This window comes from Microbacterium luticocti DSM 19459, assembly GCF_000422405.1.
Taxonomy (GTDB): Bacteria; Actinomycetota; Actinomycetes; order Actinomycetales; family Microbacteriaceae; genus Microbacterium; species Microbacterium luticocti.
Map to the genome: position 1 here is coordinate 71,046 of NZ_AULS01000008.1, position 26,939 is coordinate 97,984.

Annotated in this window: 26 protein-coding genes, 1 tRNA gene and 1 riboswitch; of the genes, 12 read left to right on the top strand and 15 right to left on the bottom strand. The window is 71.5% G+C overall.

The window, feature by feature from the left end; translation table 11 throughout:
- Window positions 1-36: 36 nt before the first annotated feature.
- From secE to H577_RS15945, 5 genes are all read right to left on the bottom strand, one after another.
- Window positions 37-303, bottom strand: a complete 267-nt coding sequence (gene secE / locus H577_RS0109790; protein WP_029145813.1) for a preprotein translocase subunit SecE — start codon at window positions 301-303, stop codon at window positions 37-39.
- A 46-nt stretch (window positions 304-349) separates the two neighbouring features.
- A tRNA-Trp gene (locus H577_RS0109795) sits at window positions 350-422 on the bottom strand.
- Between the two features lie 163 nt (window positions 423-585).
- On the bottom strand, window positions 586-1,020 hold the full coding sequence (locus H577_RS0109800) for a pyridoxamine 5'-phosphate oxidase family protein (RefSeq protein WP_029145814.1): 435 nt from the start codon (window positions 1,018-1,020) through the stop codon (window positions 586-588).
- Window positions 1,021-1,069: 49 nt separating this feature from the next.
- Window positions 1,070-2,254 (bottom strand): serine hydrolase domain-containing protein, encoded by a 1,185-nt coding sequence (locus tag H577_RS0109805; protein WP_036284500.1) that lies wholly within the window; start codon window positions 2,252-2,254, stop codon window positions 1,070-1,072.
- Window positions 2,255-2,292: 38 nt separating this feature from the next.
- Window positions 2,293-3,762, bottom strand: a complete 1,470-nt coding sequence (locus tag H577_RS15945; protein ID WP_245570379.1) for an ATP-binding protein — start codon at window positions 3,760-3,762, stop codon at window positions 2,293-2,295.
- Here H577_RS15945 and H577_RS15950 point away from each other — a divergent pair.
- Window positions 3,752-4,306, top strand: a complete 555-nt coding sequence (locus H577_RS15950; RefSeq protein ID WP_156876610.1) for a hypothetical protein — start codon at window positions 3,752-3,754, stop codon at window positions 4,304-4,306. The two genes, H577_RS15945 and H577_RS15950, sit on opposite strands and share 11 nt — an antisense overlap.
- Window positions 4,307-4,371: 65 nt before the next feature.
- Here H577_RS15950 and H577_RS0109820 read toward each other — a convergent pair whose 3' ends face one another.
- From H577_RS0109820 to gabT, 6 genes are read right to left on the bottom strand one after another with little or no spacing between them, the layout of a single operon-like run.
- Window positions 4,372-5,733 carry an NAD-dependent succinate-semialdehyde dehydrogenase gene (locus H577_RS0109820; protein WP_029145817.1) on the bottom strand — a complete coding sequence of 454 codons (1,362 nt, stop codon included), beginning with the start codon at window positions 5,731-5,733 and terminating at the stop codon, window positions 4,372-4,374.
- An 11-nt stretch (window positions 5,734-5,744) separates the two neighbouring features.
- Window positions 5,745-7,211, bottom strand: coding sequence for an NAD-dependent succinate-semialdehyde dehydrogenase (locus H577_RS0109825; RefSeq protein WP_029145818.1), 1,467 nt, complete (start codon window positions 7,209-7,211; stop codon window positions 5,745-5,747).
- Between the two features lie 8 nt (window positions 7,212-7,219).
- The gene (locus H577_RS15955; RefSeq protein WP_036284505.1) at window positions 7,220-8,830 is read right to left on the bottom strand and encodes an APC family permease; all 1,611 of its coding nucleotides are present in this window, start codon (window positions 8,828-8,830) and stop codon (window positions 7,220-7,222) included.
- On the bottom strand, window positions 8,827-9,747 hold the full coding sequence (locus tag H577_RS15960; RefSeq protein ID WP_051191924.1) for a universal stress protein: 921 nt from the start codon (window positions 9,745-9,747) through the stop codon (window positions 8,827-8,829). The genes H577_RS15955 and H577_RS15960 overlap by 4 nt, the downstream gene beginning before the upstream one ends.
- Window positions 9,744-11,168, bottom strand: a complete 1,425-nt coding sequence (locus H577_RS0109840; protein WP_084516068.1) for a flavin monoamine oxidase family protein — start codon at window positions 11,166-11,168, stop codon at window positions 9,744-9,746. The genes H577_RS15960 and H577_RS0109840 overlap by 4 nt, the downstream gene beginning before the upstream one ends.
- Window positions 11,169-11,216: 48 nt before the next feature.
- Window positions 11,217-12,569: a 4-aminobutyrate--2-oxoglutarate transaminase gene (gabT, locus tag H577_RS0109845; protein WP_029145820.1), complete on the bottom strand. Its 1,353-nt coding sequence runs from the start codon at window positions 12,567-12,569 to the stop codon at window positions 11,217-11,219.
- 109 nt (window positions 12,570-12,678) lie between these two features.
- Between gabT and H577_RS0109850 the strand changes: the two genes are divergently transcribed.
- Both H577_RS0109850 and H577_RS17050 read left to right on the top strand, forming a co-directional pair.
- The gene (locus tag H577_RS0109850; RefSeq protein ID WP_029145821.1) at window positions 12,679-14,214 is read left to right on the top strand and encodes a PucR family transcriptional regulator; all 1,536 of its coding nucleotides are present in this window, start codon (window positions 12,679-12,681) and stop codon (window positions 14,212-14,214) included.
- Between the two features lie 518 nt (window positions 14,215-14,732).
- Window positions 14,733-15,563: an AraC family transcriptional regulator gene (locus H577_RS17050; protein WP_051191925.1), complete on the top strand. Its 831-nt coding sequence runs from the start codon at window positions 14,733-14,735 to the stop codon at window positions 15,561-15,563.
- Here H577_RS17050 and H577_RS15970 read toward each other — a convergent pair.
- Entirely contained in the window at window positions 15,525-16,022 is a 498-nt protein-coding gene (locus H577_RS15970; protein WP_051191926.1) for a Fur family transcriptional regulator, read from the bottom strand. The two genes, H577_RS17050 and H577_RS15970, sit on opposite strands and share 39 nt — an antisense overlap.
- 68 nt (window positions 16,023-16,090) lie before the next feature.
- Window positions 16,091-16,164: riboswitch (Fluoride riboswitch) on the top strand.
- Window positions 16,165-16,175: 11 nt separating this feature from the next.
- On the opposite strand from H577_RS15970, the gene H577_RS15975 reads away from it, so the two are divergent.
- The 9 genes from H577_RS15975 to H577_RS15995 all read left to right on the top strand — a co-directional run bounded on the left by H577_RS15975 (window position 16,176) and on the right by H577_RS15995 (window position 24,396).
- Window positions 16,176-17,786: a MutS-related protein gene (locus tag H577_RS15975; RefSeq protein WP_156876611.1), complete on the top strand. Its 1,611-nt coding sequence runs from the start codon at window positions 16,176-16,178 to the stop codon at window positions 17,784-17,786.
- Between the two features lie 11 nt (window positions 17,787-17,797).
- Complete coding sequence (locus H577_RS0109870; protein WP_169566274.1) at window positions 17,798-19,279, top strand: MutS-related protein; 1,482 nt, start codon at window positions 17,798-17,800, stop codon at window positions 19,277-19,279.
- Window positions 19,280-19,409: 130 nt separating this feature from the next.
- Window positions 19,410-20,576 carry an MFS transporter gene (locus H577_RS15980; RefSeq protein WP_211217914.1) on the top strand — a complete coding sequence of 389 codons (1,167 nt, stop codon included), beginning with the start codon at window positions 19,410-19,412 and terminating at the stop codon, window positions 20,574-20,576.
- Complete coding sequence (locus H577_RS0109880) at window positions 20,573-20,878, top strand: hypothetical protein (RefSeq protein ID WP_029145823.1); 306 nt, start codon at window positions 20,573-20,575, stop codon at window positions 20,876-20,878. Before H577_RS15980 ends, H577_RS0109880 begins: the two co-directional genes overlap by 4 nt.
- A complete protein-coding gene (locus H577_RS15985; RefSeq protein ID WP_036284509.1) occupies window positions 20,875-21,429 on the top strand; it encodes a histidine phosphatase family protein in 555 nt (184 codons plus the stop codon). Before H577_RS0109880 ends, H577_RS15985 begins: the two co-directional genes overlap by 4 nt.
- 308 nt (window positions 21,430-21,737) lie before the next feature.
- Window positions 21,738-22,427: an energy-coupling factor ABC transporter permease gene (locus H577_RS0109890; RefSeq protein ID WP_036284513.1), complete on the top strand. Its 690-nt coding sequence runs from the start codon at window positions 21,738-21,740 to the stop codon at window positions 22,425-22,427.
- A complete protein-coding gene (locus tag H577_RS0109895) occupies window positions 22,424-22,822 on the top strand; it encodes a PDGLE domain-containing protein (protein ID WP_051191929.1) in 399 nt (132 codons plus the stop codon). Before H577_RS0109890 ends, H577_RS0109895 begins: the two co-directional genes overlap by 4 nt.
- Window positions 22,823-22,825: 3 nt before the next feature.
- Window positions 22,826-23,611: a cobalt ECF transporter T component CbiQ gene (cbiQ, locus tag H577_RS15990; protein WP_211217915.1), complete on the top strand. Its 786-nt coding sequence runs from the start codon at window positions 22,826-22,828 to the stop codon at window positions 23,609-23,611.
- A complete protein-coding gene (locus H577_RS15995; RefSeq protein ID WP_051191930.1) occupies window positions 23,608-24,396 on the top strand; it encodes an energy-coupling factor ABC transporter ATP-binding protein in 789 nt (262 codons plus the stop codon). The genes cbiQ and H577_RS15995 overlap by 4 nt, the downstream gene beginning before the upstream one ends.
- On the opposite strand, the gene H577_RS16000 is transcribed toward H577_RS15995, so the two are convergent.
- Genes H577_RS16000 through ureG form a run of 3 tightly spaced genes read right to left on the bottom strand, consistent with a single transcriptional unit; the run spans window position 24,369 to window position 26,931 of the window.
- The gene (locus H577_RS16000) at window positions 24,369-25,292 is read right to left on the bottom strand and encodes an urea transporter (protein ID WP_051191931.1); all 924 of its coding nucleotides are present in this window, start codon (window positions 25,290-25,292) and stop codon (window positions 24,369-24,371) included. The two genes, H577_RS15995 and H577_RS16000, sit on opposite strands and share 28 nt — an antisense overlap.
- A 23-nt stretch (window positions 25,293-25,315) precedes the next feature.
- Window positions 25,316-26,299, bottom strand: a complete 984-nt coding sequence (locus H577_RS0109915) for an urease accessory protein UreD (protein ID WP_029145826.1) — start codon at window positions 26,297-26,299, stop codon at window positions 25,316-25,318.
- Window positions 26,296-26,931: an urease accessory protein UreG gene (gene ureG, locus H577_RS0109920; RefSeq protein WP_029145827.1), complete on the bottom strand. Its 636-nt coding sequence runs from the start codon at window positions 26,929-26,931 to the stop codon at window positions 26,296-26,298. Before ureG ends, H577_RS0109915 begins: the two co-directional genes overlap by 4 nt.
- Window positions 26,932-26,939: the final 8 nt, after the last annotated feature.

Consider the following 26,939-nt stretch of genomic DNA (forward strand, 5'->3'; position numbering starts at 1 on the left):
GTTCGTGTGGGCCGGTGCGTGCGCGCAGGGCGCGACTCACGCTCCCGGCGTGCCGAACACCCAGCCGGTCATCCACGAGAACAGGATGTCCAGCCCGTAGACGATCGCCATGACGACCACCACGAACGCGATCGACACCAGCGTGTACTTGATCAGTTCCTGGCGGGTCGGGGTGACGACCTTGCGCAGTTCGGCGAAGACCTGGCGGATGAAGATGGCGATGCGCTGGAAGAAGTTCGGCTTCTTCTCGCGCGGCCGGTCGCTCGCGGCGACGATTTCGCCGTTCGGCTCGTCCTGGACCATCGCCCCCACCTGGATCGTTCATCGTGAGTCAGCATGCGCTGACGCGCAGGGCGGACAGGAATCGAACCTGCAACCTGCGGTTTTGGAGACCGCTGCTCTGCCAATTGAGCTACCGCCCTAGAGGCCCATGGGGGCCTCGGCCTGTTCGCACTCCTGCGCTGCGACCAGACGATTCGGGGTTCGTGCCCCGGCCCGAGGGCACAGCGAAAGAATGCAGAAAAGACTGCCTCTCCAGTGTAGAGCATGCCCTCGTCGGCCGCGAACCGGGCCGGTCGGCACCGCTCAGTACGGCTGGATGCCGTACCGGTCGGGCTCGGGCGCACGGCGGAACGCCCGTCCCGAGACCGTGCGCGGCTGGATGCGCACGTAGTTGTACTTCAGCGTCGGGATCCACGGTTCAAGGCCCAGCGTGTCGGCTCGGGCCACGTCGGCGGAGTGCACGAGCCGGTGCGCGTTGCCGCGCACCACGACGCTCCAGGCGTCGTCGTCGGTGTGGTCGTCGACCTCGAACAGCACCCGGTCGTCGACGGTCAGCTCGAACAGCTTGCTTCCTTCGGCGGTGCGGATCAGGATGGTGTGCTCGTCGACGATGTAGTTCACCGGAAAGATGTCCATGACATCGCCCACCCGCGTGACGATGCGCCCGAGCTGCTGACTGCGCAGCCGCTCCCAGCACTGCTCGTCGTCCAGGGCGTGCACCCCGTCGCTGTCGGTCATGCCCCCATCATCGCACGCACCGGCCAGGGCGGGACGGGACCGAGGTCCCTCATGCCAGGGCAGCTCCCACCGCGTCGAACGCCGCGATCGTCGACAGCAGCTTCTCTCCGTCCTGCGGTGTCGGCCAGGTCGACACCTTGGCGGCGACCACCCGGGTGCGGCGGTTCACGTAGACCATCTGACCGTGGATCCCGAGTGCGAGCAGCACGTCGGATCCGGCGCGCGGGAACCAGAAGCCGTTGCGGTACATGCCGCCGTCCATGAGCGTGATCTCGGTGCTCGCCGCGAACGCCTCGCGCGAGTCGGCGGCGCCGGCGAGGGTGTCGGCGACCCACGCCGGCGGCAACACCGGCACGCCGTCCAGCGCGTACCCGTCGTGCAGATAGAGCGTGCCGAAGCGCGCCAGGTCGCGCAGTGCGGCCGACACTCCCCCGTCGAGCATCGGCGCGGCCACCGAGTCGACGCCCACGTGCGCGTCCTGCTCGGCCCCCATCGGCTGCCACAGCCGCGCACTGATCACATCCGCCGCATGTGCGCCGGTGGCCCCGGCGATCACGAAGCCGAGCACGTCGGTCTCGCAGGACTTGTAGTCGAACCGGCCGCCGTGCGGGCGGTCGGCGCGCAGCGAGGCGAGAAACCCGAGCAGGGTCGCGGGAACGGTGGCATGGCGCCGGGGCGCCCAGTCGATCGCCTCTTCGAGCAGGCGCACCTCGGCGTCGCCGTCCAGATAATCCTCAGAGAAGTGGATGCCGGTGCGCATGTCGACGAGGTCGCGCACCCGCGCCCCGACGTACCCCGACGACGCGAGCGCCGGAACATAGTCGGTGACCTGGCGCGTGACATCCACCAGACCCGCCCCCGACAGCGCACCCACCGTCGCGCAGGTGAGCGACTTGCTCACCGACATGAGCAGGTGCAGGGACGCCACGGTCATCGGCGCCGTGTACTGCTCGTCGATGATCGCCCCGTCACGGGTCACGATCCATCCGTCCGTGCACGTGGCGAGCATGACCTCGGCGAAGGTGCGCACCGGGCCGCCCCACGGGTGCGGCACCGGCACCGCACCCAGCGGCTGCGGCGCGGCGCCGAACGCGGTCGTGCGCGTGCCGCGCGGGATCGGACGCACCGGCAGGAAGCGGGCGATGTTCTGCATCGACCAGCGCAGCCGGGCAGGCGACTGCCACTGCTGGTGTGCCGCGGACAGGGACGTGAGGTCGGGGCTGGGTGTGGACACGGCTGGTCGATCGGTTCCTTCCTGAAGGCGGGCGTCGGTCACAGGCTCTTGGCCGCCCGCGCCGGCATGCGGGGCTCGGCGACCTCTTCCAGCGGCGTGGTGACGTACATGTCGCGGATGGCGTCGATGAACTGCGTGGCGCGGATGGTCAGGTTGCCTCGCGGCGTCTGCATGCGCCCCTTGGCGACGAGGATGCCGAGGTCGGCGCCCTTGAAACGATAGTCGCCCGGCCCGTACACCCGCAGGAAGAACGCCTCGTCCTCCCCGGTGAGCAGATGCCAGTCCGGGGCGAAGCGCGCGAACCGCAGGGCGCCGTCCGCGCCGACGACATAGCGACCGGTCTCGGGCGCGGCATCGATGCGCTCGACGGCGGGGCCGAGCTGTTTGATGATCATCGTGCTCCACTCGTCACCGGAGGCCAGCTCGTCCCAGCGCATGTTGATCTCGCCGACGTCGAGGTCGAAGTCCACGCCCGCGTACTCGAGCAGGTGGAAGACGAACAGCGGCACATCGGCGTAGGCGCCGGCGGTGACGTTGGTCACGGCCGAGGCCCCGCTGATGCGCGGGTTCAGCTCGCCCAGGTACGCCTGACCGGAGTCGGTGTCGACCAACAAGTCGACCTCGAAGAACCCGCGGTAGCCTTCCTGCGCCAGCCGGTCGCCCAGGCGCACCACGAGGTCGGCGGCGGTGCGACGGGTCGCCTCGTCGAGCACGTCCGAGAACATCTCGTTGCCGCTCCACCCGCCGCGGTAGGGCGTGAGCGCACGATGACCGGTGATCTCGGTCATGAACGGGCCGACGACGGTGCCGTGCCGGGTGATGACGGCCTCGACGGCGATCGGCTGGTTGTTGATCCGTTTCATGATCTTCACCTGTTCGCCGACGACATCGTCCGCGATGCGCGCGAAGTCCTTCTCGTCGGCGACGAAGAACGTCGTCTTGCCCGAGTCGCCGTAGGCGGTCTGGATCACCAGGTCGGTGCCCAGCCGCGCGGCATCGGCGGCGGCGACGACGTCGTCCCAGCCGTGGACGGTCGTGATCACGTTCGGGACCGAGGGAACGCCCACCTCGTCGCCCAAGCGGGTGGTGACGATCTTCGAGTCGAGCCGTTCCCGCAGCGCCGCCGGGGGCAGGATGAGGTCGTACCCGAGCTCCTCGCAGATCTGCTCGGTCTCTTCGTCGAAGAAGACCATGGCGACCTGCGGGCGGGTTCCGGCCGGCGTGCGCCGGGCGATGTGCGCGCGCACCTCGGCGTTGCGCAGCAGCCAGTTGTTGATCTCTTCGCCGCTGTGGAACTCGATGTACGGCTTGTGCGCCGGACTGAACACGTTCTGGTGGGCACCGTCCCAGCCGTCGTAGTAGACGATGTAGCTGAATCCCCGCACCCACCGGTCGAGCCCGAGCAGGTTGAACGCGGTCGCACCGACGAAGAACACCTGCTGGATGCTGGTGCGGAAGTGGTGCCGGATCTCGGACATGTTGCGCAGCGGGTGCGTGATGGCGGTCACCGTCGCCGCCGGGATCGCCGGGTGTGCGGGCTCGGGACGCACCACCGCGGGGCGTGCACCCGCTCTGACGGAGGCTGCGGTCTTCTGCGTCGCGGGGGCCTTCGGCGTGGCCGGGGCGTGCGAGGCCGCGATGGCCTTCGGCTCAGCTGCGGTCCGCGCCTTCGCGGCGGACCTCGGCGTGCCCGAGGCGTACGGCGTCGCGGCGGACTTCGGCTCCGCCGCGGCCGGCGTCTTCGCGGCGCTCTTTCGCTCAGCGGTGGCCCGCGCCTTCGCGGTGGCCTTCGGCCCAGCTGCGGTCGGCGCCTTCGCGGCGCTCTTCGACTCCGGCGTGGTCCGCGCTTTCGCGGCGCTCTGTCGCTCAGCCGTGGTCCGCGCTTTCGCGGCGCTCTTCGGCTTCGGCGTGGTCCGCGGGGCCGCCGCGGGCTTCGGCTCGGCCGCGGTGGAAGGTGTGCTCGTCGTCGTCGACGTGGCATCCGTCACCGCGGATGCCGCTTCGGTTGCGGCAGTGGATGCCGGTGTGCGCGCCATGATGTGTCCTCCTTGACACTCGTGGGCTGTCATCCCCACCTCGGTGGGGCGGCTGCGAGGCCACCCCACCGAGGCCGGGACTCATCCGATGCGGATGAGCTTCTTGTTGACGAACTCGTCGGCTGCCAGCAGCCCGAGCTCGCGCGAGGTGCCGCTGCGCTTGACACCGCCGAACGGCAGCTCGGGGCTGTCGGCGAGCACCAGGTTGACGTAGACCATGCCCGCCTCGATGCCGTCGGCCACCCGCTGCGCCTGCTCGGGGTCGGTGGTGAACACGTACGACCCGAGCCCGAACGTCGTGTCGTTGGCCACGCGCACCGCCTCGGCCTCGTCGGCCACCCGGTACACGACCGCCGCCGGTCCGAACAGCTCCTCCCGGTACACGTCCATCTCGGGCGTGACGTCGGCCAGCACGGTCGGGGGGAAGAACGCCCCCTCGCGCTGTCCGCCGGTCAGCACCGTCGCGCCCTGCGCGCGTGCGGTGTCGATCTGCTGCTGCAGCCGCTCGGCCGCCGCCTCGGACGACAGCGGGCCCAGCACGGTGTCTTCCCGGGTGGGGTCGGATGCGGTCACCTCGGCCATCTTCGCGACGAACCGCGACACGAAGTCGTCGTACAGCGCGTCGACGACGATCATGCGCTTGGCGCCGTTGCAGGCCTGACCGTTGTTGTCCAGACGGGCGTCGACGGCCGCCTGCACGGTGGCATCCATGTCGTCGGTGGACAGCACGATGAACGGGTCGGAACCGCCGAGCTCGAGCGCGACCTTCTTGAGGTTGCGCCCGGCGATCTCGGCGACGGCCGCCCCGGCGCGCTCGGAACCGGTCACCGACACGCCCTGCACGCGCGGGTCGGCGACGATGCGCGCGGCCTGCTCGTTGGTGGCGAACACGTTGACGTAGGCGCCGGCGGGAAGGCCCGCGTCCTCGTAGATGCGCTCGAGCAGAAGCGCCGACTCGGGGCATTGCGGGGCGTGCTTGAGCAGGATGGTGTTGCCCAGCACCAGGTTCGGTGCCGCGAACCGTGCCACCTGGTAGGCGGGGAAGTTCCACGGCATGATGCCCAGCAGCACCCCGATCGGGGCACGGCGCACCACCGCGGAGCCGTCACCGAGGATGTCGATGGGCTGGTCGGCGGTGATCTTCTCGGCGTTGTCGGCATAGAACTCGACGATGTCGGCGGCGAAGTCGACCTCGCCTTCCGCCGCGGCGATGGGCTTGCCCATCTCGCGCACGATGATCTCGGCGAACTCGTCGCGCCGCTCGCGGTGGAGCTGTGCGATGCGACGCACCACCGCGGCGCGCTCGGCGACCGGCGTGCGCGCCCAGACGAGGAACGCCTCGTGGGCGGCCGCGATCGCGTCGTCGATCTGGGCGTCGGTGAACGTGTCGTAGGTGGCCAGCGTCTGGCCGGTGGCGGGGTTGACGACGGCGTAGTCGGTCATCTCCGGTCCTCTCAATCGGTGGGGATCAGGGTGTACTTCGTGGACAGGTACTCGTGGATGCCCTCGGGGCCGCCCTCGCGGCCCATGCCGGACTGCTTGACACCGCCGAACGGGGCCGCCGCGTTCGAGACGACGCCGACGTTCAGGCCCATCATCCCGGTCTCGAGCCGGTCGATCATGCGGTGCCCGCGGGCGAGGTCCTCGGTGAACACGTACGAGACCAGGCCGTACTCGGTGTCGTTGGCCAACCGCACCGCCTCGTCCTCGTCGCGGAACGGGGCGATCGCCAGCACCGGGCCGAAGATCTCTTCGCGCAGGATGTCGGACCCGGCCGGAACGTCGGCGATGACCGTGGGCTCGAAGAACGTGCCCTCGGACTCAACGGCGTTCCCACCGGTGCGCAGCGTCGCACCCCGGCCGACGGCATCCGCCACCAGCTCGCCGGCCTTCGCGACCGCGTCGGCGTCGATGAGGGGGCCGATCGTGACGTCCGCCTCGGTGCCGCGGCCGATCTTCATGGCCTTCACCCGCTCGGTCACCCGGTTCGCGAACTCGTCGGCGATCGACTCGTGCACGATGAACCGGTTGGCGGCCGTGCACGCCTGGCCGATGTTGCGGAACTTGGCGATCATCGCCCCCTCCACGGCCTTGTCGAGGTCGGCGTCCTCGAACACCACGAACGGGGCGTTGCCGCCCAGCTCCATCGACACGCGCAGCACGCCCTGGGCGGCCTGCTCGATGAGCTTGCGGCCGACCGGGGTCGATCCGGTGAACGACAGCTTGCGCAGCCGCGGGTCGGCGATGATCGGGCCCGAGACCTTGCTCGAGGTGGTCGTCGAGACGATGTTGACCACGCCGGCGGGAAGGCCGGCCTGCTCGAGCAGCCGGGCGAAGAACAGCGTGCTCAGCGGGGTGAGCGCGGCGGGCTTGACCACGACGGTGCAGCCGGCGGCCAGCGCCGGTGCGATCTTGCGGGTGGCCATCGCGAACGGGAAGTTCCACGGCGTGATGAAGAACGACGGGCCCACCGGGCGCTGCGAGACCACCATGCGTCCGGTGCCCTCGGGGTTCAGCCCGTAGCGGCCGCTGATGCGCACCGCCTCTTCGCTGAACCAGCGCAGGAACTCGCCCCCGTAGGCGACCTCACCGCGGGACTCGGCCAGGGGCTTTCCCATCTCGAGGGTCATCAGCAGCGCCAGGTCCTCCTTGTGCTCCTGCACGAGCTCCCAGGCACGGCGCAGGATGTCGCTGCGGGTGCGCGGCGGGGTGGCCGCCCACGCGTCCTGCGCGGCGACGGCGGCATCCAGGGCCCGGATGCCGTCGGCGGGTGAGGCGTCGGCGATGGTGTGGATGACGCGGCCGGTGGCCGGGTCCTGCACGTCGAACGTCTTGCCGTCTTCGGCGTCGATCCACTCGCCGCCGATGAACAGACCGGTGGGAACCCGGTCGAGAAGCTCTGCTTCCTGCTGCGCGGTCATATGCGTCCTCATTCCTTGTCTGCGGGTGCGGCGGCGACCGGCCGCCGCAGGCTGGGTGGGGCGTCCATGGCAAGTGTCTCACCACGGAAGAAGGCGGGGCGTGTGACGGCCTGCCAGATCATGACGACCACGCCGAGCAGGATGACGGCGACGCCCAGCACGAACACCAGTCCGATGCCGAACACGCTCGACCCGCTGCCGTAGTCGGGGTCCATGCTGTCGATCAGGGTCGACACGAACAGCACGGCCAGGATCGCGCCGCCGACCAGCGGGAACAGGAACGTGAAGAACACGTTGCGCACCGAGTCGAACCACTGCCGGCGGAAGTACCAGACGCACGCGAACGCGGTCAGGCCGTAATAGAAACAGATCATCATGCCGAGCGCGGTGATGGTGTCCCACAGCACGTTCTCGCTGACGAAGCGCATCACGGCATAGAAGACGGATGCCACCACGGCCGAGGTGATCGTCGCATACCCGGGCGTGAAGAAGCGCGGGCTCACCCGGGCGAACCGCGGGCCCAGCGCCCCGTAGTGCCCCATCGACAGCAGGGTGCGCGCGGGCGAGACGAAGGTGGACTGCAGCGACGACGCCGAGCTGGTGAGCACCGCCAGCGACACCAGGAACGCGAGCGGTCCGAGGATCGGTCCGGACAGGTAGAAGAACACGTTCTCTTGGATGGCCTCGTTGCCCAGTCCGTATTCACCGGTGCCGACACCGGCGAACATGATCATCGCCACCGACAGCAGCAGGTACAGCGACACGATGGTCAGCACGGTGACGGTCGCAGCCCGGCCGGGGGTCTTCTCGGGATTCCGGGTCTCTTCGTTCATGGTGAGGGTGACATCCCACCCCCAGAAGATGAAGATCGACAGCGACAGCCCCGCCGCGAACGCACTGAAGGATGAGACCGCGAACGGATTGAACCAGCCGATGTCGAACGCCTGGTAGTCGAATCCGTTGCCGGCGACGGCCTGCGCGATCGCGGCGACCGCGAAGAACAGCAGCACCAGCACCTGGAAGCCGACCAGCACGTACTGCAGCTTCTGCGTGGTCTGCATGTCGCGGTAGGAGATGAACGTGGCGGCGAGCATGAACAGCAGGCACACCACGATGTTGATCCAGGTGACCTTCGACAGTTCGGCGATCTGGTCGTTGCCGGTGATCTGCGCGATGAGCAGGAACAGGAACTCCACGGCGATGCCGGCGAGATTCGAGAGCACCAGGATGGTCGCGGCGACCAGACCCCAGCCCGCCATCCAGCCCACCCACGGGCCGAACGCGCGACTGGCCCAGGTGAACGAGGTGCCGGCGTCGGGCATGCGGTTGTTCAGTTCGCGGTACCCGAAGGCCACCAGCAGCATCGGGATGAATCCGACCAGGATGATCGCGGGGATGTGGTCGCCGACCACCGAGGCGACCGGGCCGACGGCGGCGGTGAAGGTGTAGGCGGGGGCGATGCACGAGATGCCGATGACGACCGCACCGACAAGCCCCACCGCCCCCGCGGACAGTCCCTTGCGCGACAGGGCGCCGGCCTGGGCGTGCGTGCTCGTGTGCGTGGCGGTGTCGGTGGCCGGTTCTGCCGCCACCGGCGGGGTGCGGTCGGTCGCGGTCATGGCCGGGCGTCCTTCGGTGCGGCGGTGCGGGCGGCGGTGAACCGGGCGACGCCCTTGGGCTTTCGGGGTACGACGATCATCGGCACCGGCAGGCTGCGCAGCATCTTGGCCGCGGTCGCGCCCAAGAACAGCCGGTGCTTGCGCGCGAGGCGGCTCGATCCCACCATCACCAGTTCACCGGGCTGCCAGTCCAGCCCGTTGACGGCGTCGTCGATGCTCTCGCCGTCGGCGATGACGGCTTCGGCGACGCCGCCGTCACCGAGCGCTGCCCGCACCTGCGCGAGCACGTCGTCGGCATGGGCGGTGCCGGCCAGCCGGATCGCACCGGTGTCGACGCTGGACGGAAGGTCGACGGCGACCAGCGACACCAGCCGCAGCGGCGCACCGGTGGCGGCGGCCAGGTCTGCGGCGGCGGCCAGCAGCGGCTTGGCACCGGCCCGGGCGCCGGTGGCGACGGTGATGCGCGGGATGCCGGTGACCATGCTCTTGCGTTCGCCCTTCGGCGCCAGCAGCACCGGTACCGCGGCCGAGTGCAGCAGCGCCGCGGCGACCGAGCCCAACCGGTGGCGCCCGCGTGGGCCGCCGCCGGCGGTGCCGAGCACGATCAGCGACGCCCGCATCCGGTCGGCGGTCTCGCTCAGCCCGGCGGCGACCGAGTCGCCGTACCGCACGTGGGTGTGCACGTCGACGCCGGCCGGTACGGCGTCCGCAGCGGCGGTCAGCCACTGCGTCGCCTGGTCGCGCAGATACCGGTCGTATCCGGGGCTTGTCGGGGTGATCACCGATCGCTCGTCGCCGGGCAGCACGAGCACCAGCTCGAGCACCGCACCGACGGCGTGCGCGAGCCGCGCGCCCAGGGCGACGGCATCCGCCCCCGCCGTGGTGGCGGTGTAGCCGACGAGGATGCGGACGGTCACTCCCGGCTCCGCCCGACGATCGCGGCGGCGGCGGCCCGGCCCATGCGGATCGCGCCGTCGACGTGCTGGTAGCCGGCGCCGGCGATGTCGCTGCAGGCGAAGTGGATGGGACCGACCGGGGTGCGCAGGTCGGCGCCGTAGCGGGACAGTCCGCCCAGATCGAAGCTGGCGGCGTACGCGCCGCGGGTCCACTCCTCGCTGCCCCAGTCGCTCTCGTAGTAGACGACGGGGTTCTTCGCCTCGGGCCCGTAGTAGTGCGACAGTGACTCGAGGATGCGTTCCCGCCGCTCGGCGGCCGACAACCGGAACACGTCGTCGGCGTGCCGGTCCGACACGAAGCCGACCAGGGTGCCGCGCTCGTCGCCGTGGTTGGTGTTGTCGTACGCCTCGTGCGAGAGCTCGTACGGGCTGAACGCGGTGCCCGACAGGCCCTGCTCGCGCCAGAACGGCCGGTCGTAGACGGCGTGCACCTTGATCACGAACCCCATCGACAGGTGCTGGTGCAGCTGCTGCTGCAGCCGCGGCAGCGGCGGGGTGAACGAGATGCGCTCGTACAGCACCGGGGCGTGCGCGAGGATCGCGTACCGGGCGCGCACCGTGATGCCGTCGGCCCGTGCGGTCACACCGTCCGCGTCCCAGTCCAGAAAGCGCACCGGCTGGTTCAGGAACACGTCCTCGCCGAGGCGCTCGGCGAGCAGGATCGGCACCTGCTGCAGGCCGCCGACGACGCGCTTGTCGAGGATGAAGTCGGCGTCGACCAGGTGCGAGAAGCTGCCGGCGCTGGCGGCCATGAGCAGCGCCTGCAGTGCTGAGAACGCGTGTGCGGGCTTGGTGAGCATGGCCCCGGCGATGAACAGGGCGATGTTGTCGACGGCCTCCTGGTCGTCGGTCTGGCTGCGCAGCCACGACTCGAACGACACGGCGTCCAGGGCGTCGGCATCGGGCGTGGCCCAGGGGCGGTCGGGGTCGACCTGGGCGACGAGGGCGTCGAGCTTGTCGATCAGCTCGACCATGGCCTGTTCGGTCGCCGGCGGCACCGGGAAGATCTCGCCGGTGAACCGGGTGCGCGTTCCGTCCGGGCCGATGTACACCGAGTCGCCCTCACGGTAGCGGCTGAAGGTCTGCAGGCCGAGCTCGTCGATGGTCTCGATGAGGGCGTCCTGGTCGGGAGAGACCCATTGCCCGCCGATCTCGAGCACGGCCCCGTCGACGGTGTCGGTCCAGACGCGTCCGCCGACGCGGTCCCGCGCCTCGAGCACCGCCACCGACAGCCCGGCCTTCTTCAGCTCGCCGGCCGCGGTGGTACCGGCGGCTCCCGCACCGATGACGACCACGTCACGGGTGATCAGGGGGTGTTCGGCCATGTCTTCCTCACTTCGTCGTGTGCGTGCACAGGGGTGCGGGCGGGTATGCGGCGGCATCCCACCCCCGGATTCGGGCGCGGGGCCGGGATGCCGCCGGGGTGCGGCTCAGCGGGCGGCGAGCGCGGCCGCGACCTGGTCGAGACCCTCGGAAAGCAGCGCGTCGTCGATCGACAGCGGCGGCAGGAACCGGATGACGTTGCCGTAGGTGCCGCAGGTGAGCACGATCACACCCTGTGCGATGCACTCCTTGGCGATCGCCGAGGCCAGCGCCGCGTCGGGCTCACCGGTGGTCGGGTCGACGAACTCGGCGGCGACCATCGCGCCGCGGCCGCGCACGTCACCGACGCGCGGGTCGGCGGCCTGCATCTCGTGCAGCCGGCCGAGCAGGATCTCACCGATGTGGGCGGCGCGCGCGGCGAGTCCCTCGTTCTCGAACACGTCGATCGCGGCAAGGGCCGCGGCGCAGGCGATCGGGTTGCCGCCGTAGGTGCCGCCCAGGCCGCCCGAGTGCGAGGCATCCATGATCTCGGCGCGTCCGGTCACCGCCGACAGCGGCAGACCGCCCGCGATCCCCTTGGCCGTGGTGATGAGGTCGGGCTCGATACCGAAGCCCTCGCAGGCGAACATCGCGCCGGTGCGGGCGAAGCCGGTCTGCACCTCGTCGGCGATGAACACCACGCCGTTGGCGCGGCACCAGTCGACGAGCGCGTTCAGGAATCCGTCGGCGGGGACGATGAAGCCGCCCTCGCCCTGGATCGGTTCGATGAGCACGGCCGCCACGTTGTCGGCGCCGATCTGCTTCTCGATCATCGCGATCGCGCGCTCGGCCGCCTCGGGCCCGGTGAGGCCGTCGCGGTATGGATACGACATCGGCGCGCGGTAGACCTCGGCGGCGAAGGGCCCGAAGCCGCTCTTGTACGGCATCGCCTTGGCGGTGAGCGCCATGGTGAGGTTGGTGCGGCCGTGGTAGGCGTGGTCGAACGCGACGACGGCCTGGCGGCCGGTGTGCTTGCGGGCGATCTTGACGGCGTTCTCCACCGCCTCGGCACCGGAGTTGAACAGGGCGCTCTTCTTCGCGAACGAACCCGGGGTGAGGCGGTTCAGCGCCTCGGCGACCGCGACGTACGACTCGTACGGCGAGACCATGAAGCAGGTGTGCGTGAACTGCGCGACGGCGTGCTGCACGGCCTCGACGACCTTGGGGTGCGCGTTGCCGACCGTGGTCACGGCGATGCCGCTGCCGAGGTCGATCAGCGAGTTGCCGTCGGCATCGACGACCACGCCGCCGCCCGCCGCGACGGCGGCGATCGGGGCGGTGTGCCCGACGCCGGCGGCGACGGCGGTGGACTTGCGCTCCAGCAGCTCCTGGGAGCGGGGACCGGGGATGGCAGTGACCAGGCGACGCTCCTGCGGGAGCGAAGGTCCGCCGACGGGGATGGTGACAGCCGCGTTACTCATACCGGCGAGCGTAGGCGTCACTCGCGACATCACGCACTCGCCGTGAGGTACATTCTCACGAGATGGATGTACACCGCGTACAACCCGATGTGACCGTAAGGAGTGCCGGATGGCGCAGACGGATGGCACGACCGTGCGGGCGTTGCTCGCGCGCCGCGATCTGCATCTGCGCCTGGCACTGGACGAACACCGACTCGCCCCGGGGGCGCTGGACGCCCCGGTCCGCTGGGTGCACAACTCCGACCTGACCGACCCGACTCCGTTCTTGACCGACGGGCTCGCGCTGCTGACCACCGGCACACAGTTCGCCGACGTCGACGACCCTGCGGCGTTCGACGGGTACGTGCGACGGCTGGTGCGCAGCGGCGTGGTGGCGCTGGGGTTCGGCACCGAGGTGGTGCGCGAGGGCATCCCGCCGCTTCTGGTGACGGCGTGCGCCACGCACCGGCTGCCACTGTTCGAGGTGCCCTACCGCACCCCGTTCATCGCGATCGGGCGGGCCAACGCCGAGGCGATCGCCGCGCAGGCGTTCGCCCGGCGCAGCTGGGCGCTGGCCGCGCAGCGGGCGATCGCCCTGGCGGCCCTGCGGCCCGACGGCCTGGCCGCGACGCTGGCGGAGCTGGCACGGCAGCTGGACGCGTGGGTGGGGCTGTTCGATGCGGCGGGCGTGCTCACCCGCGAGCATCCGTCCGGCGCGCTGGATGCGGCGACGGCGGCCGCGCTGGCGGACGAGGTGTCGGCGGTGCTGCGGCGGGGGGCCCGGGCCGGATCGTCGCTGCGGCTGGGCGATGTGCCGTTCAGCCTGCAGACGCTCGGCCGGGGCGGGCACCTGCGCGGGGTGATCGCGATCGCGTCGGGCGAGCTCGACCAGGAGGGGCGCGGCGTGCTCACCTCGGTGATCGCGATGGCGGGGCTCGCGCTCGAGCAGAACGAGGGTCTGGCCCGGGCGCGGGCGCTGTTGCGTGCCGGCATGGTGCAGTCGCTGCGCACCGACGATCCGACCCTGGCGCGGCGGATCTCGCGGGACATGTGGGGCGGGTTGCCGGCGGCGCCGGTGCTGGTGGCGGCGACGGATGCCTCGGCCCGCCGCGACGCGGTGACCGAGTGGCTGGAGCTGCGGGCGCACGAGCGTGCCGGGCGGCTGTTCTTCGGGCGCGACGAGGACGGTCTGCTGCTGGTGGTGCCGGCGCGCAGCGACGCCGGGATGGCGGATCTGACCGAGCTCGCCGAGCGGTTCGACGTGCACATCGGCGTGTCGGACCCGGCGGCGTACGGGGAGTTCTCACGGGCGGCGGGCGAGGCCGCGGTGGCGTTGCGCCGCGGATCGGCGCCGGTGTCGCGCTTCGGTGAGGTCGCCGCATCCGGCGTGCTGTCGGCGCTGGACACCGAGGCGGGGCGCACCCTCGCGCGTGCGGCCATCGCGCCGCTGGCGGCATCGGACGCCGAGGACGGTACGGCGCTGGTCGAGACGGTGCGGGTCTGGCTCGAGCACGACGCCCGGTTCGACGCCGCCGCCACCGCTCTCGGCGTGCACCGCCACACCGTGCGCGCGCGCATCGCCCACGCGCAGCAGCTGCTCGGCGTAGACCTGGCCGGCTTCGCCGCGCGCGCCGAGCTCTGGGCGGCGCTGCGCACGCTGGGGTGAGGGCCTGCGCTCCGTCGCCGGGCCCGACCACGTCGCACGGCGGTGACGACGCCGCCAGCCGCCGGTCGATGGTGCCGCCATGGGTCGTCGCCGGCGCGCAACGCGGCGTAACCGAGACCCCACGCCGACACGTCGCACCCCGGGCAACCGCCGCGCACCGCGTCGGCATTCCGCAAGGATCGACGAGCGGTCCGCAGCCGCGCGACCGCGGGCGACGCGGGTCATGCCGGGCGGGCGGACCCCGGAATCACTCAGATCCGGTGAGCACTGCCAAAACGTAAACATCCGATGAGAAGACGGTGAAATCCGGGTGTGCGCTTTCGCCGAACGCAACCGGATCGTTACTGTAAGCGTCACGTCCCACCCTGGTGGGGCGAGCAGAGGTCGCGCCTGGCGTGCCCTCTGCGGGGGGAAGGACACAGATGCTGCACGAGCAGATCGCCGGGGCCGTCGCCGGCGTACCGAAATCGAAGACACCACACGTCATACCTCAACAGCGTCGTTGCGACCACGTCCGCGTGGGCGAGACGCTCGTGTTCGCCGGCGATCTGGCGACCCTGTGCGGACCGGCCGCGCCCGGCCCGCTGCCGCCGCCGCCCGACACGGCGGTGCTGCTGCTGATCACCCGCCCGCGCCCCGATCACCGCGGACGCACCCACGGCGCGGTGGTCACCACCGGTGCCGAGCTGCCCGGCCTGATCAGCGCCGACGGCAGTCGTGCGGTGGGCGCCGCCGTGCCGCTGGACCGGCTGCGCCGGCACAGCCCGCTGGTGACCGCCTGGCTGCCGCCGTCTCCGCTGCTGCATGCGGCCCGACCCACCCTGCTCGGCATGCTCGAGGCGTTCCTGCGCGTGCCGACCCCGCAGCCGGCGGCCGAGGCGGTCGTGGTGAGCCTCATCCGCGGCCTGATGCCCTCCGGGCCGACGGTGCCTGTGGTCGCCCCCGGCGACGACGACTTCGAGCGCCGGGTCACCGAGCTGGTGCGCACCCGGCACCGCGACCCGTCGTTCGACGTGGACGCGCTGGCCCGCGAACTGTGCATCAGCCGCCGCCACCTGTACCGGCGGGTGACCGGCAGCACCGGCATCGCCGACATGATCGCCCGCCAGCGCGTGCTCACCGCGCGCCGGCTCATCCAGCTCGACCCGGCGCTGCCGTTGGCCGAGGTGGCCAGGCTTTCGGGCTTCTACCGCCCTGCGAACATGCGCGCGCAGTTCGTCGCGCGCCTGGGCATCACCCCGAGCGCCTACCGTGAGCTGGCGTTGCAGGGCGGGATGCGGCGGGCCGGCCGCCCACGCGTCGAGCTGCTGTCACTGCGCGGTGATGCCGACCGGCCTGTCGCCGGCTGAGCACGCGGCGCACTCGCCGACCAGGGTGCTGGCCGCGGCATCCACCTGAAAACCCGTCGCCGCGCGCACCGCGGTGACGGTGGGCGCCATGGCCTCGCCCGGCAGCACCACCACGGCCCCGCACACCCGGCACATCCCGTGCAGGTGTGCGGCCGCCGGCGCCATCGTCGCCAGGTGGTAGCGCACCGCCCCCGACCCGGTCGGCCGCAGCGACACGACCCCGGCCGCGACCAGCAGATCGAGGGTGCGGTACACGGTCGCCCGATGCGCGTGCCCGGCCTCGACGGCGCGCACGATCTGCTCCGCGCTCAGGTGCTCGCTGTGCGCGGCGAGCGCCTGCAGCACGGCGCGGCGCCCCGCGGTCACCCGATGCCCGCGCACACGCAACGCGTCCAGCGCGGCCTGCACCGCCTCGTCGGCGGCGTGCGCGTGCAACCGCGCGTGCTCGGACTGGGCCATGCCTCACATGGTGCCATGCCGGGTGGTTCTCGACACCGGTTGCCCGCCCCCGCACGGTGTGTCATCCTGAAAACGACGGCGATGGAGTCCGCCGGGGCGAAGCGCCCGAACCGCCGAATCGGCTGATGGCACCTGTGACGAGAGGAGTCACGGGTGTCCACTGTCGAAACCGGCACCATGCCTGCCCGCACCGCCTTCCGCAGCATCCTCACGCCCACCGGCGAGGTCGCCGCCGGCGGGCGCCGCACGGCCGACGACGTGCTGCACGACCTTGCGCTCGACCAGGTGCTGGCGCGCACCATCGAGAAGGCGCCGGCCGCCGCAGACGCCTTCCGCACCCTGTGCGCCGACGAATCCGAGATCGCCTACCGCCACGAGGTGTTCGCGGCCCTCGGCGACGCCGACCTGAGGACGGCGGTCGACACCTTCTTGGAGGGCATGCGGCGCAGCGGCATCGCGGACGGTGCGACGTCCCACCCGCACTACCCGTTCGAGCACGATCTGTGGCGGCTGTCGGCGGTGCTGTTCTACACGGGTGCCGTCACCGCCCTGGGCGATGCCCTCGCCGACAGCGAGGCGGCGGCGGGTTCTCGGGCGCTGCGCGGGCTGTCGGATCATCTGACGACCTACCGTTCGTCGCCGGCCTTCACCGACCTGCAGTCCGGCGCCGCAGCGTGCCGCGACCAGATGGATGCCGTGCGGTACAACGTCCTCATCCGGGACGCCCGGCTCACGATCGCCCCCACCGACGACGAGGACGACCTGCGCCGACTCGTCCTCGACACGTTCGCGCGGTTCCGCACCCGGGAGCAGGCGGCACGCGTGGAGACGTTTCCGGATCGCGGCCTCGACCACGTGCAGGCCTGGGTGCTGGAGAAGGCCGCGCAGGTGCACCCCGAGGCATTCGCGCGACTGCGGCGCTTCGTGCAGACCACCGACGGTTACCGCGATGCGACGATCGAACTGTTCACCGCTGAGATCTGGTTCTACCTCGCCTGGCTCGACCACATCGCACCGCTGCGCCGCGCGGGCCTGCCGTTCTGTACCCCGGTGGTGTCGGCCGAGGTCAAAGACCTCGACGCCCGCGACACGTTCGACGTGGCACTGGCCGGGCGCATGGTCGCCGACGGCGGTGACCTCGTCCGCAACGACCTGCGTCTGACGGGCGGCGAGCGGGTGATCGTGATCTCGGGGCCGAACCAGGGCGGCAAGTCCACGACGGCGCGGGCGTTCGGCCAGCTGCACCATCTCGCCGCCATCGGATGCCCCGTGCCCGGCCGCTCGGTGCGCATCTTTCTGTGCGACCAGGTGCTCACCGCGTTCGAACGCGAAGAGCAGCTCGACGATCTGGCCGGCAGGCTCGGCGCCGAGATCGGGCGCATGCACGAGATGATCGAGACCGCCACCGACCGTACGGTGCTGGTGCTCAACGAGGTGTTCTCGTCGACGGCGCTGCAGGATGCCCGCATCCTCACCCGCGACATCCTGGAGCGGATCCTGGCCAAAGACGCGCTGGCGGTGTGCGTCACGTTCATCGACGAGTCGCGGATCGATGAACGCACGGTGTCGATGGTCAGCACCGTCGACCCTCACGACCCGGCGCGGCGCACGTTCCGGATCGAACGGCGGGTCGCCGACGGGCGGGCCTACGCTCGCGCACTCGCCGCAGTGCACGGCCTGACCGGTCCGCAGATCACCGAGCGGATCACCGCGCAGATGGCCGAGCGCGCGGCCGGCGACACGCAGACGGAGGCGGACCGATGAAGGTGCGACTGATGGACCCCGACCGGGACTTCGACCCGGACCTGCCGGAGCCGGCGACCGCCGACGATGTGCGACGCGACCTCGAGCTCGACTTTCTGTGGGACGCCATGGCCGCCGGAGACGGCTTTCTGCGAGCGGTCGCCCGGGCTGCGACGGTGCAGTCGGTAACCGATCCCGCCGTGATCGCCTACCGTCAGGACGCGCTGGCCGACACGATCGAGCACCCGGACGCGGTCGACGAGGTGTACGCCGTCGCGATGGATGCGCTGAGCGTGCGCCGCGGCATCCTCACCATGCCGGTGCGCGGGCACCCCGAACTGACCCTCTCGCACTCGGTGCGCATGCTGACCGCGTTGGCCGAGCGGCTGGAGCGCCTGCACGAGGTGTGCGGCCGCGTGGGCGGGCTGTTCCGCTCCCGCGCCTTCCGCGAGCTGTGTGCGGTGGTGGCGACCGAACTCGACGAGACGTACCTGAGTCGGCTGCGTGGGCACCTGGCCGAGCTCGAGTTCGGCCAGGGCATGCTGATGAGCGCCGGCGTCGGCCGCGACGGCCAGGTGGTGCGCCAGGTGCTGCGCCGGCCCAAGCGCGAGAACCGCGGATTCTTCGACCGCACCCCGTTGCGCAGACCCCGATTCGGCTTCGCGATCCCCGAGCGCGACGAGGCCGGATTCACCGCGCTGGCGGAACTGCGTGCCCGCAGCGTGGCCGACGTCTCGGCCGCAGCGGAACAGTCCGTCGACCACGTGCTGGGGTTCTTCCTGCAGCTGCGCATCGAGATCGCCTTCTACCTGTCGGTGCGCACCCTGCGCACGACGCTCGCCGCGCTGGGCGTGCCGGTGTGCCTGCCGGCGGTGTCACAGGACCCTGCGTGCACCGCCGAGGCGCTGTGCGATCCGTGCCTCGCGCTGCGCGCGTCCCGCGCCCCGGTCGGCAACGACCTCGACCTGCACGACGGCCGGGTGCTGGTGATCACCGGCGCGAACCACGGCGGCAAGTCGACGTTCCTGCGCGCCCTGGGTGTGGCGCAGCTCATGGCCCAGGCGGGCATGGTGGTGGCCGCGCGGCGGTTCTCGTGCCCGGTCGTGCATCAGGTGCTCACACACTGGACCCGCGAGGAGGACGCCGAGCTGCGGCACGGCAAGCTGGACGAGGAACTCGACCGGATGAGCCGGCTCATCGACCTCGTGCAGCCGGGCGACCTGCTGCTGTGCAACGAGTCGTTCGCCTCGACCAACGAGGCCGAGGGTTCCCAGATCGCGTTGGAGGTGACATCCGCGCTGGTGCGCGCCGGCGTGCGCGTGCGCTACGTGACCCACATGTACGACTTCGCACACGCCGTCGAACAGGCGGGCCTGGGCGCCGAGTTCCTGCGGGCGCCGCGGGATGCCGCGGGCACGCGCAGCTACCGGCTCGAGGCCGGGCCGCCGCTGCCCACGAGTTTCGGCGTCGACCTGTACGACCGCGTCTTCGGGACGAGCCTTGCCCAGGCCTGACGGCCCGGCGCGGATCGCGCGGAGTCGATCGCCCGGCCGGTGGAGCCGCCGGTCGGGCGGCGGGTCGGACCCCCGGGCGGGCGGGCGGCAGGGGAGCCGGTCGGGCACAGTGCCGCCGGCGGCCTGGGCCGTGGGCGCGGCGAGCTTCTTCTCGGACACCGGGCACGAGATCGTGACGAGCGTCATGCCGACCTTCGTCACCGGCGTGCTCGGCGGCTCGGCCGCCGCGCTGGGGGCGATCGAGGGGATCAGCGACGCCTGCACCGGCATCGCCAAGGTCGTCGGCGGTCCGCTGGCCGACGACCCGGCGCGGCGGCGCGCCATGGCCACCGGCGGGTACCTCGTCACCGCGGCGGCCACCGCGGCGATCGGGCTGACCACCGCGGTGTGGCAGGCCGGGGTGCTGCGGGCGGTGGCGTGGACGGCCCGCGGCGGCCGGTCGCCGGCGCGTGACGCCCTGCTCGGCTCGATCGCCTCGCGCGACGGCTACGGCCGCGCGTTCGGCCTCGAGCGCGCCGGCGACAACCTGGGCGCCGTCGCCGGCCCGCTGCTGGCGGCGGTGCTGGTGGGCTGGCTCGGCATCCGTCCCACGATGTGGTCCGCCCTGGTGCCCGGCGTGCTGGCCGCGCTCGCGATCACGCTCGCCGCACGTGCCGTGCACGCCGCACCGGACGGCGAACGACGCCGCGTGTGGCTCGACCTGCGCGGCCTGCACCGGTCAGGGCTGACCCGGCCGATGCTGCCGATCGTGCTGTTCGAGTGCGGCAACCTCGCCACGACGCTGCTCATCCTGCGCGCCACCGACGCCCTCGACGCGTTCGGTGTCGCCGGGGCGGCGTCGCTGGCGATCGCGCTGTACGCGGGGCACAACGCGGTCGCCGCGGTGGTGGCCCTGCTCGGCGGCGCGTGGCTGGACCGCACCGGACCGCGCCGCGTGTTCGCCACTGGAGCGGCCGCCTACCTCGTCGCGTACGCGCTGCTGGCGGCCTCGGCCACCGGCCCGGCCGGCCTGATCGCCGGCTTCCTGCTCGCCGGCGCCGGCATCGGTCTGGCCGAGACCGCCGAGTCGGCCCTGGTGGCCGGCATCCTCCCCGACCGGCTGCGCGGCAGCGGGTACGGCGTGCTGGGCGGCGTGCAGGCCGTCGGCGACGTGGTGGCGACGGTGGTGGCAGGGATGCTGTACACCGTCGCCGGTGCCGGCGCCGCGTTCGGCTACGCGGCCGGCTGGATGGTGCTGGCGGTCGCGGCATCCGTGCTCATCCGTCCCGCGCGACCGACCGGAGGGGGGCAGCTGTGACCGCGTCACGCCGGGTGTGCCGGCTCGCGAAGGTGCGCATCGCCGTCGCACGCAAGACGCTTCTCGAAGAGACCTCGCTCGAGGCCCACACGGCGTTCCGCACCGCCGGTGCTCCGGCCGTGCGCCTCGCACAGGACGGGTGCGGGAGCGCGACCGCCCCGAACCCGTTCGACATGCCCACCGGCGCGCCCGCGCGCGGCGAGCGCATCGTGACGTACAACGTGGAGTACAACCGGCTCATGCAGATCGAGCAGGACTCCCCCGGCATCGGCTACGGCCTGACCGAAGGGACGGTGCGATGACGACCTCGATCCTCCTCGTGCGGCACGGCCGCACCGTGCTGAACGCGCAGGACCGGCTGCGCGGGCTCGCCGATCCCCCGCTGGACGAGGTCGGCCTTGCCCAGGCGGCTGCGGTCGCCGACGCGCTCGCGGACCGCGACGTCGCCGCCGTGCACTCCAGTCCGCTCGTGCGCGCCGTGGCCACCGCCGAGGTGATCGCGGCGCGCTTCGGGCTGACCGCACAGGCCGATCCGCGGTTCAACGACCGCGACTACGGGCCGTGGACCGGCCACGAGCGCGCCGCCGTCATCGCGCAGTTCGGGTCGGTCGGTGCCGCGCCCGGCGTGGAGCCCACCGACACCGTGCTGGCGCGGGTGCTGCCGGCACTGGACGCGGTGCGCCGGGATGGACGCGGGGTCGTCATCGTGTCGCACGACGCCGTCATCGGTCCGCTCGTGGCCGCGCTCGGTTCGGACATCGACGTGCCGATACCGACCGGCTCCTGGTCTGAGCTGGTGTGGCACGACGGACGCTGGGCCGTGCGGTCGGTCGGAAACATGCCCCAGCACTGAGGGCACAGCGCCGAAGGCACAGTGCTGCGGGCACAGCGGGGAGGGCACACGGACGCGGGATGCCGCGGATGTTCGCGCACTCGACGGCAGTGCCGACGGCACGCTGACGCCGGATGCCTCGCATGTCCGCACTCTCGACGGCACAGTGCTGAGGGCACGCCGACACAGGATGCCTCGGATGTCCGCACTCTCGGCCGCCACCGATCCGTGCCCGCAGGGTCGGATCCGCGCCGTCCCTCGCGACAGGTCTCGACTGATGCGACGATGTCGCATTACTGTGCGTGACAGACCCCGAGGATCGGAGCCAGATGCACGTCCCAGACGGATTCCTGAACATCCCGACATCCATCGCCACGGGCGTGATCGCCGCCGGCGGCATCGCCGTGGCGATCAAGCTCGCCGCCCGCGAACTGGTCGATGATCGCAAGGCACCCATGGTCGGCATCGTGGCCACGGTCGTCTTCGCGGCCCAGATGATCAACTTCCCCGTCGGCGCCGGCACCAGCGGACATCTGCTCGGCGGGGCGTTGGCGGCGGTGCTCGTCGGCCCCGGCACCGGCATCCTCTGTCTGAGCGTGGTGTTCATCGTCCAGGCGTTCCTGTTCGCCGACGGGGGCATCACCGCACTGGGCACGAACATCACGCTGATGGGCATCGTCACCGTCGTGGTCGGCTGGTGGATCTTCCGCGGCGTCGTGGCGCTGCTGCCCCGCGCACGCTGGTCGATCGCCGTCGCGGCGGGCGTCGGCGCGTTCGTGTCGGTGCCGGCCGCTGCGTCGTGCTTCACCCTGCTGTTCGCGATCGGCGGGCAGGTGCCGGTGCCGCTCGGCTCCGTGTTCGCCGCGATGGTGGGCTGGCACACGCTCATCGGCATCGGCGAGGCGGTCATCACCGCACTCATCGTCTCGGCCGTGCTCGCCACCCGCCCCGACCTGGTCTACGGCGCCCGCTTCGGCACCGTATCCGCCCGCCCCGCGATGACGGAGGCCCACGCATGAGCACCCCGCCGAGGCCCTCCGGGCAGAGCCCGTCCGGGCAGACCCCATTCGGGGATGCCACGGCCACCGCGATCGCCGCACCCGGCCGCATCTCCACCCGCACCTTCACCATCGGCGCGCTGATCGCGGCACTGCTGATCGCCTGTGTGATCAGCCTGTGGGCGTCGTCGTCGCCGGACGGCCTCGAGTTCGTCGCCGCCGCGACCGGGTTCGAGAAGGCCGCCGCCCCGCACGCGATGGACGGCTCGGCCCTGGCCGGGTATGAGACCGCCGGGGTGCACAACACCTGGCTGTCGGTGGCCATCGCCGGGTTCGCCGGGTGTCTGGTCACGTTCGCGATCGCCTGGGTCATCGGCCGGCTCACCAAGCGCCGCGCCGCGCGCGCAGGGGCGTAGCCGGTGGCATCCCCCGCCGTGTCGGCGTTCTCGGTGCCGTGGCGGCATCGCGCCGGCACCACCGTGGTGCACCGGACCTCACCGCGGGTCAAGCTCGTCGCGGTGATCGTGTTCGCGGTGATCGTGGTGGCGACCCCGCGGGAATGGTTCGTCGCGTACGCCGGCTACGCGGCCGTGCTCGTCAGCCTGTTGGCGGTGGCGCGCATCCCGGTGGGCACGGTGCTGCGCCGCATGACGATCGAGATCCCGTTCCTGGTGTTCGCGCTGCTGATGCCGCTGATCGCCACCGGCGAGCGCATCGACGTGTTCGGGATGTCGCTGTCGGTGGCGGGCCTGTGGGCGGCGTGGGGGTTGCTGGCCAAGGCCACGCTGGCGCTGCTGGCGGCCGTGCTGCTGGTGACCACCACCGAGCCGCGCCGGATCGTGCTGGCTTTGGAATCGCTGCGCCTGCCACGGGTGATGATCTCGATCATGGGCTTCATGCTGCGCTACCTCGACCTGATCGCCGACGAGTCGCGGCGGATGGCGATCGCCCGCGCCGCCCGCGGCTTCTCGGCCCGCAGCCCGCGGTCGTGGCGCGTGCTCGCCCAGGCGGTCGGCGCGCTGTTCGTGCGCGCGCACGCCCGCGGCGAGCGCGTGCACCTGGCGATGCTCGCCCGCGGGTACTCGGAGCAGGGTGCGCCGAAGCAGGACGTGCCGGAGCGGGAGACGCCGGAGCAGGGCACGCCAGGGCGTGGCGTGCCAGGGCCCAAAGCTTCGGAGCAGGGCGTTCTGGAGCAGTCCCGATGACCGCGGCCGCGGTGCGGGTGCGGGGTCTGCGGTTCGCGTACCCGGGGGCCGACACCCCGGTGCTCGACGGCGTGGACCTCGACATCGCGCCCGGTGAGCGGGTCGCCGTGCTCGGGCCGAACGGCGCGGGCAAGACCACGCTCATGCTGCACCTGAACGGCATCAACCGGCCGCTGGCGGGCACCGTCACGATCGGCGACGACGTCGTGGACGCCGCCACCGTGCGCGAAGTGCGTCGTCGGGTCGGCATCGTGTTCCAAGACCCCGACGACCAGCTGTTCATGCCGACGGTCGGCGAGGACGTCGCCTTCGGGCCGGCGAACTTCGGCGTACCCCCCGACGAACTCCCCCGCCGCGTGCACACCGCCCTGGCACGGGTCGGGCTGCCCGACGCGGCCGGCCGCGCACCGCAGCACCTCTCCCTCGGTCAGCGCCGCCGCGCGGCGATCGCCACGATCCTGTCGATGGACGTCGACGTGATCGTGCTCGACGAGCCCACCTCGAACCTCGACCCGGCATCGCGCCGCGAACTGTCGGCGGCCCTCGGCGATCTGGAGTGCACCCTCGTCGTGGTCACCCACGATCTGCCGTACGCGCTGGAGCTGTGCGAACGGTCGGTGATCCTCAACGGCGGCCGCATCGTCGCCGACGGGCCGACCCGTGACATCCTGGCCGATGCCGCGCTGCTGGCCGCGCACGGGCTGGAACTGCCGTGGGGGTTCGACCCGCACCGGGCACCGACGCTGCGCGAGCGGAGTCAGGTGCGCCGCAGCGACGTCACGTAGAAGGCGATGATCAGCGCCGCCCAGGTGGTGAGGATGTACGGCCAGGTGTAGGTGACAAGGCCCGCGCGGTGCATGAGCACGGTGACCACCGCGGTGATCACGATCCACGGCAGGCTGTACAGCCACGAGGCGCGCGAAGCCGTCACGAACGTGACGGTCAGCGCGATCGCGGTGAGCACCCCGGAGTAGTTCGCCAGGCCGTTCGCGATCTCGCTCCACGGCTCGCCCATTGCCATCGCGGTGAGCGAGCCGAGCGCGCTGCCCAGCACCGCCGCCAGGCCCACCTTCCAGCTCGCGATGAACAGGCCGAGCAGGATGAGCGCCCCCGAGAACACGTTGTCGACGAGCACCACCTGCGACACGTTGGTCAGCAGCGAGGTGAAGAAGGCGGCCACCGGCTGATCGGGCAGGTGCGAGGCCGGTGCCGGCACGGCCAGGCGCAGCGTCGAGACCGTGATGACGGTGGCGGTGATGCAGAACGGCGCGGTCGTGTACGGCAGCTCGAAGCGCTTCAGCGCGGGCGACGCGAACAGCTTCACGATCACCCAGGTCACCGGCCCGGTGACCAGTCCCCCGAGGAACGCCAGCAGATAGCACCACCATCCGTTGCCGCCCAGTGCCGCGAACACCGCGGCGCCGACGAGTGTGCCGCAGAACGACTGCATGCCGGCGGCGATGTTCGCCAGGCCATTGCCGCAGGCCCGGCCGCCCAGCATCCCGCCGACCCCGCCGATCACGGCCAACACAGCCATGCGCCAGTCGGCGACGACGAAGGCGGCCAAGATCAGGATGCCGCAGGCCCAGTTGGTCTGGAAGTAGATCTGCGATGCACCGTTCAGCACGCCGACGCCCCACTGCGCGAGCGGTGTCGCGGTGCGCGCCCCTGCGGTCGTCATAGCACTCCCGTCGCCTGTTCCGATCAGTACTTTCTGATGTGCGGCGCGGGCAGCCCGGTGAGCAGCTCGTGCACGGCGGCCGCGGCGGCCGTGTTCACCCGGGTCGAGAGCACGGTGTCATCGCCGACCCAGCGCAGCCACGCACCGGCGTCATCCGGCAGGATGCTCACGCCGAACCGGGCGCTGTCATCGTCCGCGGCGGCACAGACCGCCGTGACGGTCTCGTGCAGCACCTCGGCGATACGCGCCGCCGGAACCCGATCGGTGACCACGTACAGCGACGCCACCACGTCGCGGCCGCCGAGCACCGCGGCACCGCCGACATGGCCGTCGCGCGGCACCAGCCGCACCCGGTCGAACGCCACCGGCGTGCCGTCGGGCCGTCGCACCTCGAAGTCGCTCGCATACGCGGCGTAGGCGTTCCGCTCCCCGCGCGAGAGCCGGCCGGCATAGATCGTCTCGCCCGCGACCAGGGTGGCCGACTCATCCAGTCGCACGGTCGTGCGCTGATAGAACCGGGAGTCGACGTACGGGATGATCGGGTCGGGCAAGTATTCCACGTACGCGCCCGCCTCGATCTCCAGCCCGGCGAGCGCCGTCGCGTAGCCGGACTCCATGCGGTACACCTTGGTGTGCGCCTGGGTGGTCACGTGCGCTGCGGTGCCGGGGCCGAAACGCAGGTCCATGCGCTGCCGGTCGTTGTGCAGGATGCCCCCGCCCGTGGTGATCAGGTAGGTGTACGGCACGTCGGGGCGGTGCGGGTCGAAGTACAGCGGCTTCATGATCTGCAACGGGGACTTCTGGAAGTGCCCCACCAGCTCGGTGCGCCGGGCGTCACCTTCCCCGCGCAGCTCGAAGTCCAGCTCGAGGATGCCCACCTTGCCGGGGCTGCCCACCGGCAGGGTGTCGGGCTGCGTGCCGTACCGCGCGACCTCGATCGGCACATGCGCCGGCTCGAAGTGCGCCGGCTGCAGCCGCGGTCCGCCGTACGGCTCGGTCTGTGTCACGCGACCAGCTCTCCGCGGCGCTGCGCCCACACCGCCATGATGGTGTCGAACAGCTCCTGCACGCCGACGCCTTCGAGCGAGTTGGTCATCACGACCGGCTTGTCGCCGCGCACGGCGTGCGCGTCGCGTTCCATCACCGCCAGGTCGGTGCGCACGTACTGGGCGATGTCGATCTTGTTGATCACGAGGATGTCGCTGTCGGTGATCCCCGGGCCGCGCTTGCGCGGCATCTTCTCGCCCTCCGAGGTGTCGAGCACGAACACGAACACATCGGCCAGCGACGGCGAGAAGGTGAGGGTGAGGTTGTCGCCGCCGGACTCGTAGATGATCGTGTCGATCTCGGGAAACCGCTCCACGAGCTCTTCGCCGGCGGCGAGGTTCATGGTGGGGTCGTCGCGGACCGCGGTGTGCGGGCAGGCGCCGGTCTCGACCCCCACCACCCGCTCCGGGTCGAGGATGCCGGCAAGCTCCCGCCGCACATGGTGGGCGTCCTCCTGGGTGTAGATGTCGTTGGTGATCACGCCCGGGGTGCGCCCGGCGGCGATGAACACCGGCACCAGCGCCTCGGTCAGCGCGGTCTTTCCCGAGCCGACCGGCCCGCCGATGCCCACGCGCAGCACGTTGTGGTCCATATGTGTTC

What these genes read in the sequence shown, in the direction of transcription:
- secE (WP_029145813.1), bottom strand. Translation starts at nt 303, where the DNA reads ATGGTCCAGGACGAGCCGAACGGCGAAATCGTCGCCGCGAGCGACCGG.
- H577_RS0109800 (WP_029145814.1), bottom strand. Translation starts at nt 1,020, where the DNA reads ATGACCGACAGCGACGGGGTGCACGCCCTGGACGACGAGCAGTGCTGG.
- H577_RS15950 (WP_156876610.1), top strand. Translation starts at nt 3,752, where the DNA reads ATGGCGGTCACCGTCGCCGCCGGGATCGCCGGGTGTGCGGGCTCGGGA.
- H577_RS0109820 (WP_029145817.1), bottom strand. Translation starts at nt 5,733, where the DNA reads ATGACCGACTACGCCGTCGTCAACCCCGCCACCGGCCAGACGCTGGCC.
- H577_RS0109825 (WP_029145818.1), bottom strand. Translation starts at nt 7,211, where the DNA reads ATGACCGCGCAGCAGGAAGCAGAGCTTCTCGACCGGGTTCCCACCGGT.
- H577_RS15955 (WP_036284505.1), bottom strand. Translation starts at nt 8,830, where the DNA reads ATGACCGCGACCGACCGCACCCCGCCGGTGGCGGCAGAACCGGCCACC.
- H577_RS0109840 (WP_084516068.1), bottom strand. Translation starts at nt 11,168, where the DNA reads ATGCCGCCGCATACCCGCCCGCACCCCTGTGCACGCACACGACGAAGT.
- gabT (WP_029145820.1), bottom strand. Translation starts at nt 12,569, where the DNA reads ATGAGTAACGCGGCTGTCACCATCCCCGTCGGCGGACCTTCGCTCCCG.
- H577_RS0109850 (WP_029145821.1), top strand. Translation starts at nt 12,679, where the DNA reads ATGGCGCAGACGGATGGCACGACCGTGCGGGCGTTGCTCGCGCGCCGC.
- H577_RS15970 (WP_051191926.1), bottom strand. Translation starts at nt 16,022, where the DNA reads ATGGCCCAGTCCGAGCACGCGCGGTTGCACGCGCACGCCGCCGACGAG.
- H577_RS0109870 (WP_169566274.1), top strand. Translation starts at nt 17,798, where the DNA reads ATGGACCCCGACCGGGACTTCGACCCGGACCTGCCGGAGCCGGCGACC.
- H577_RS15985 (WP_036284509.1), top strand. Translation starts at nt 20,875, where the DNA reads ATGACGACCTCGATCCTCCTCGTGCGGCACGGCCGCACCGTGCTGAAC.
- H577_RS0109890 (WP_036284513.1), top strand. Translation starts at nt 21,738, where the DNA reads ATGCACGTCCCAGACGGATTCCTGAACATCCCGACATCCATCGCCACG.
- H577_RS0109895 (WP_051191929.1), top strand. Translation starts at nt 22,424, where the DNA reads ATGAGCACCCCGCCGAGGCCCTCCGGGCAGAGCCCGTCCGGGCAGACC.
- H577_RS15995 (WP_051191930.1), top strand. Translation starts at nt 23,608, where the DNA reads ATGACCGCGGCCGCGGTGCGGGTGCGGGGTCTGCGGTTCGCGTACCCG.
- H577_RS16000 (WP_051191931.1), bottom strand. Translation starts at nt 25,292, where the DNA reads ATGACGACCGCAGGGGCGCGCACCGCGACACCGCTCGCGCAGTGGGGC.
- ureG (WP_029145827.1), bottom strand. Translation starts at nt 26,931, where the DNA reads ATGGACCACAACGTGCTGCGCGTGGGCATCGGCGGGCCGGTCGGCTCG.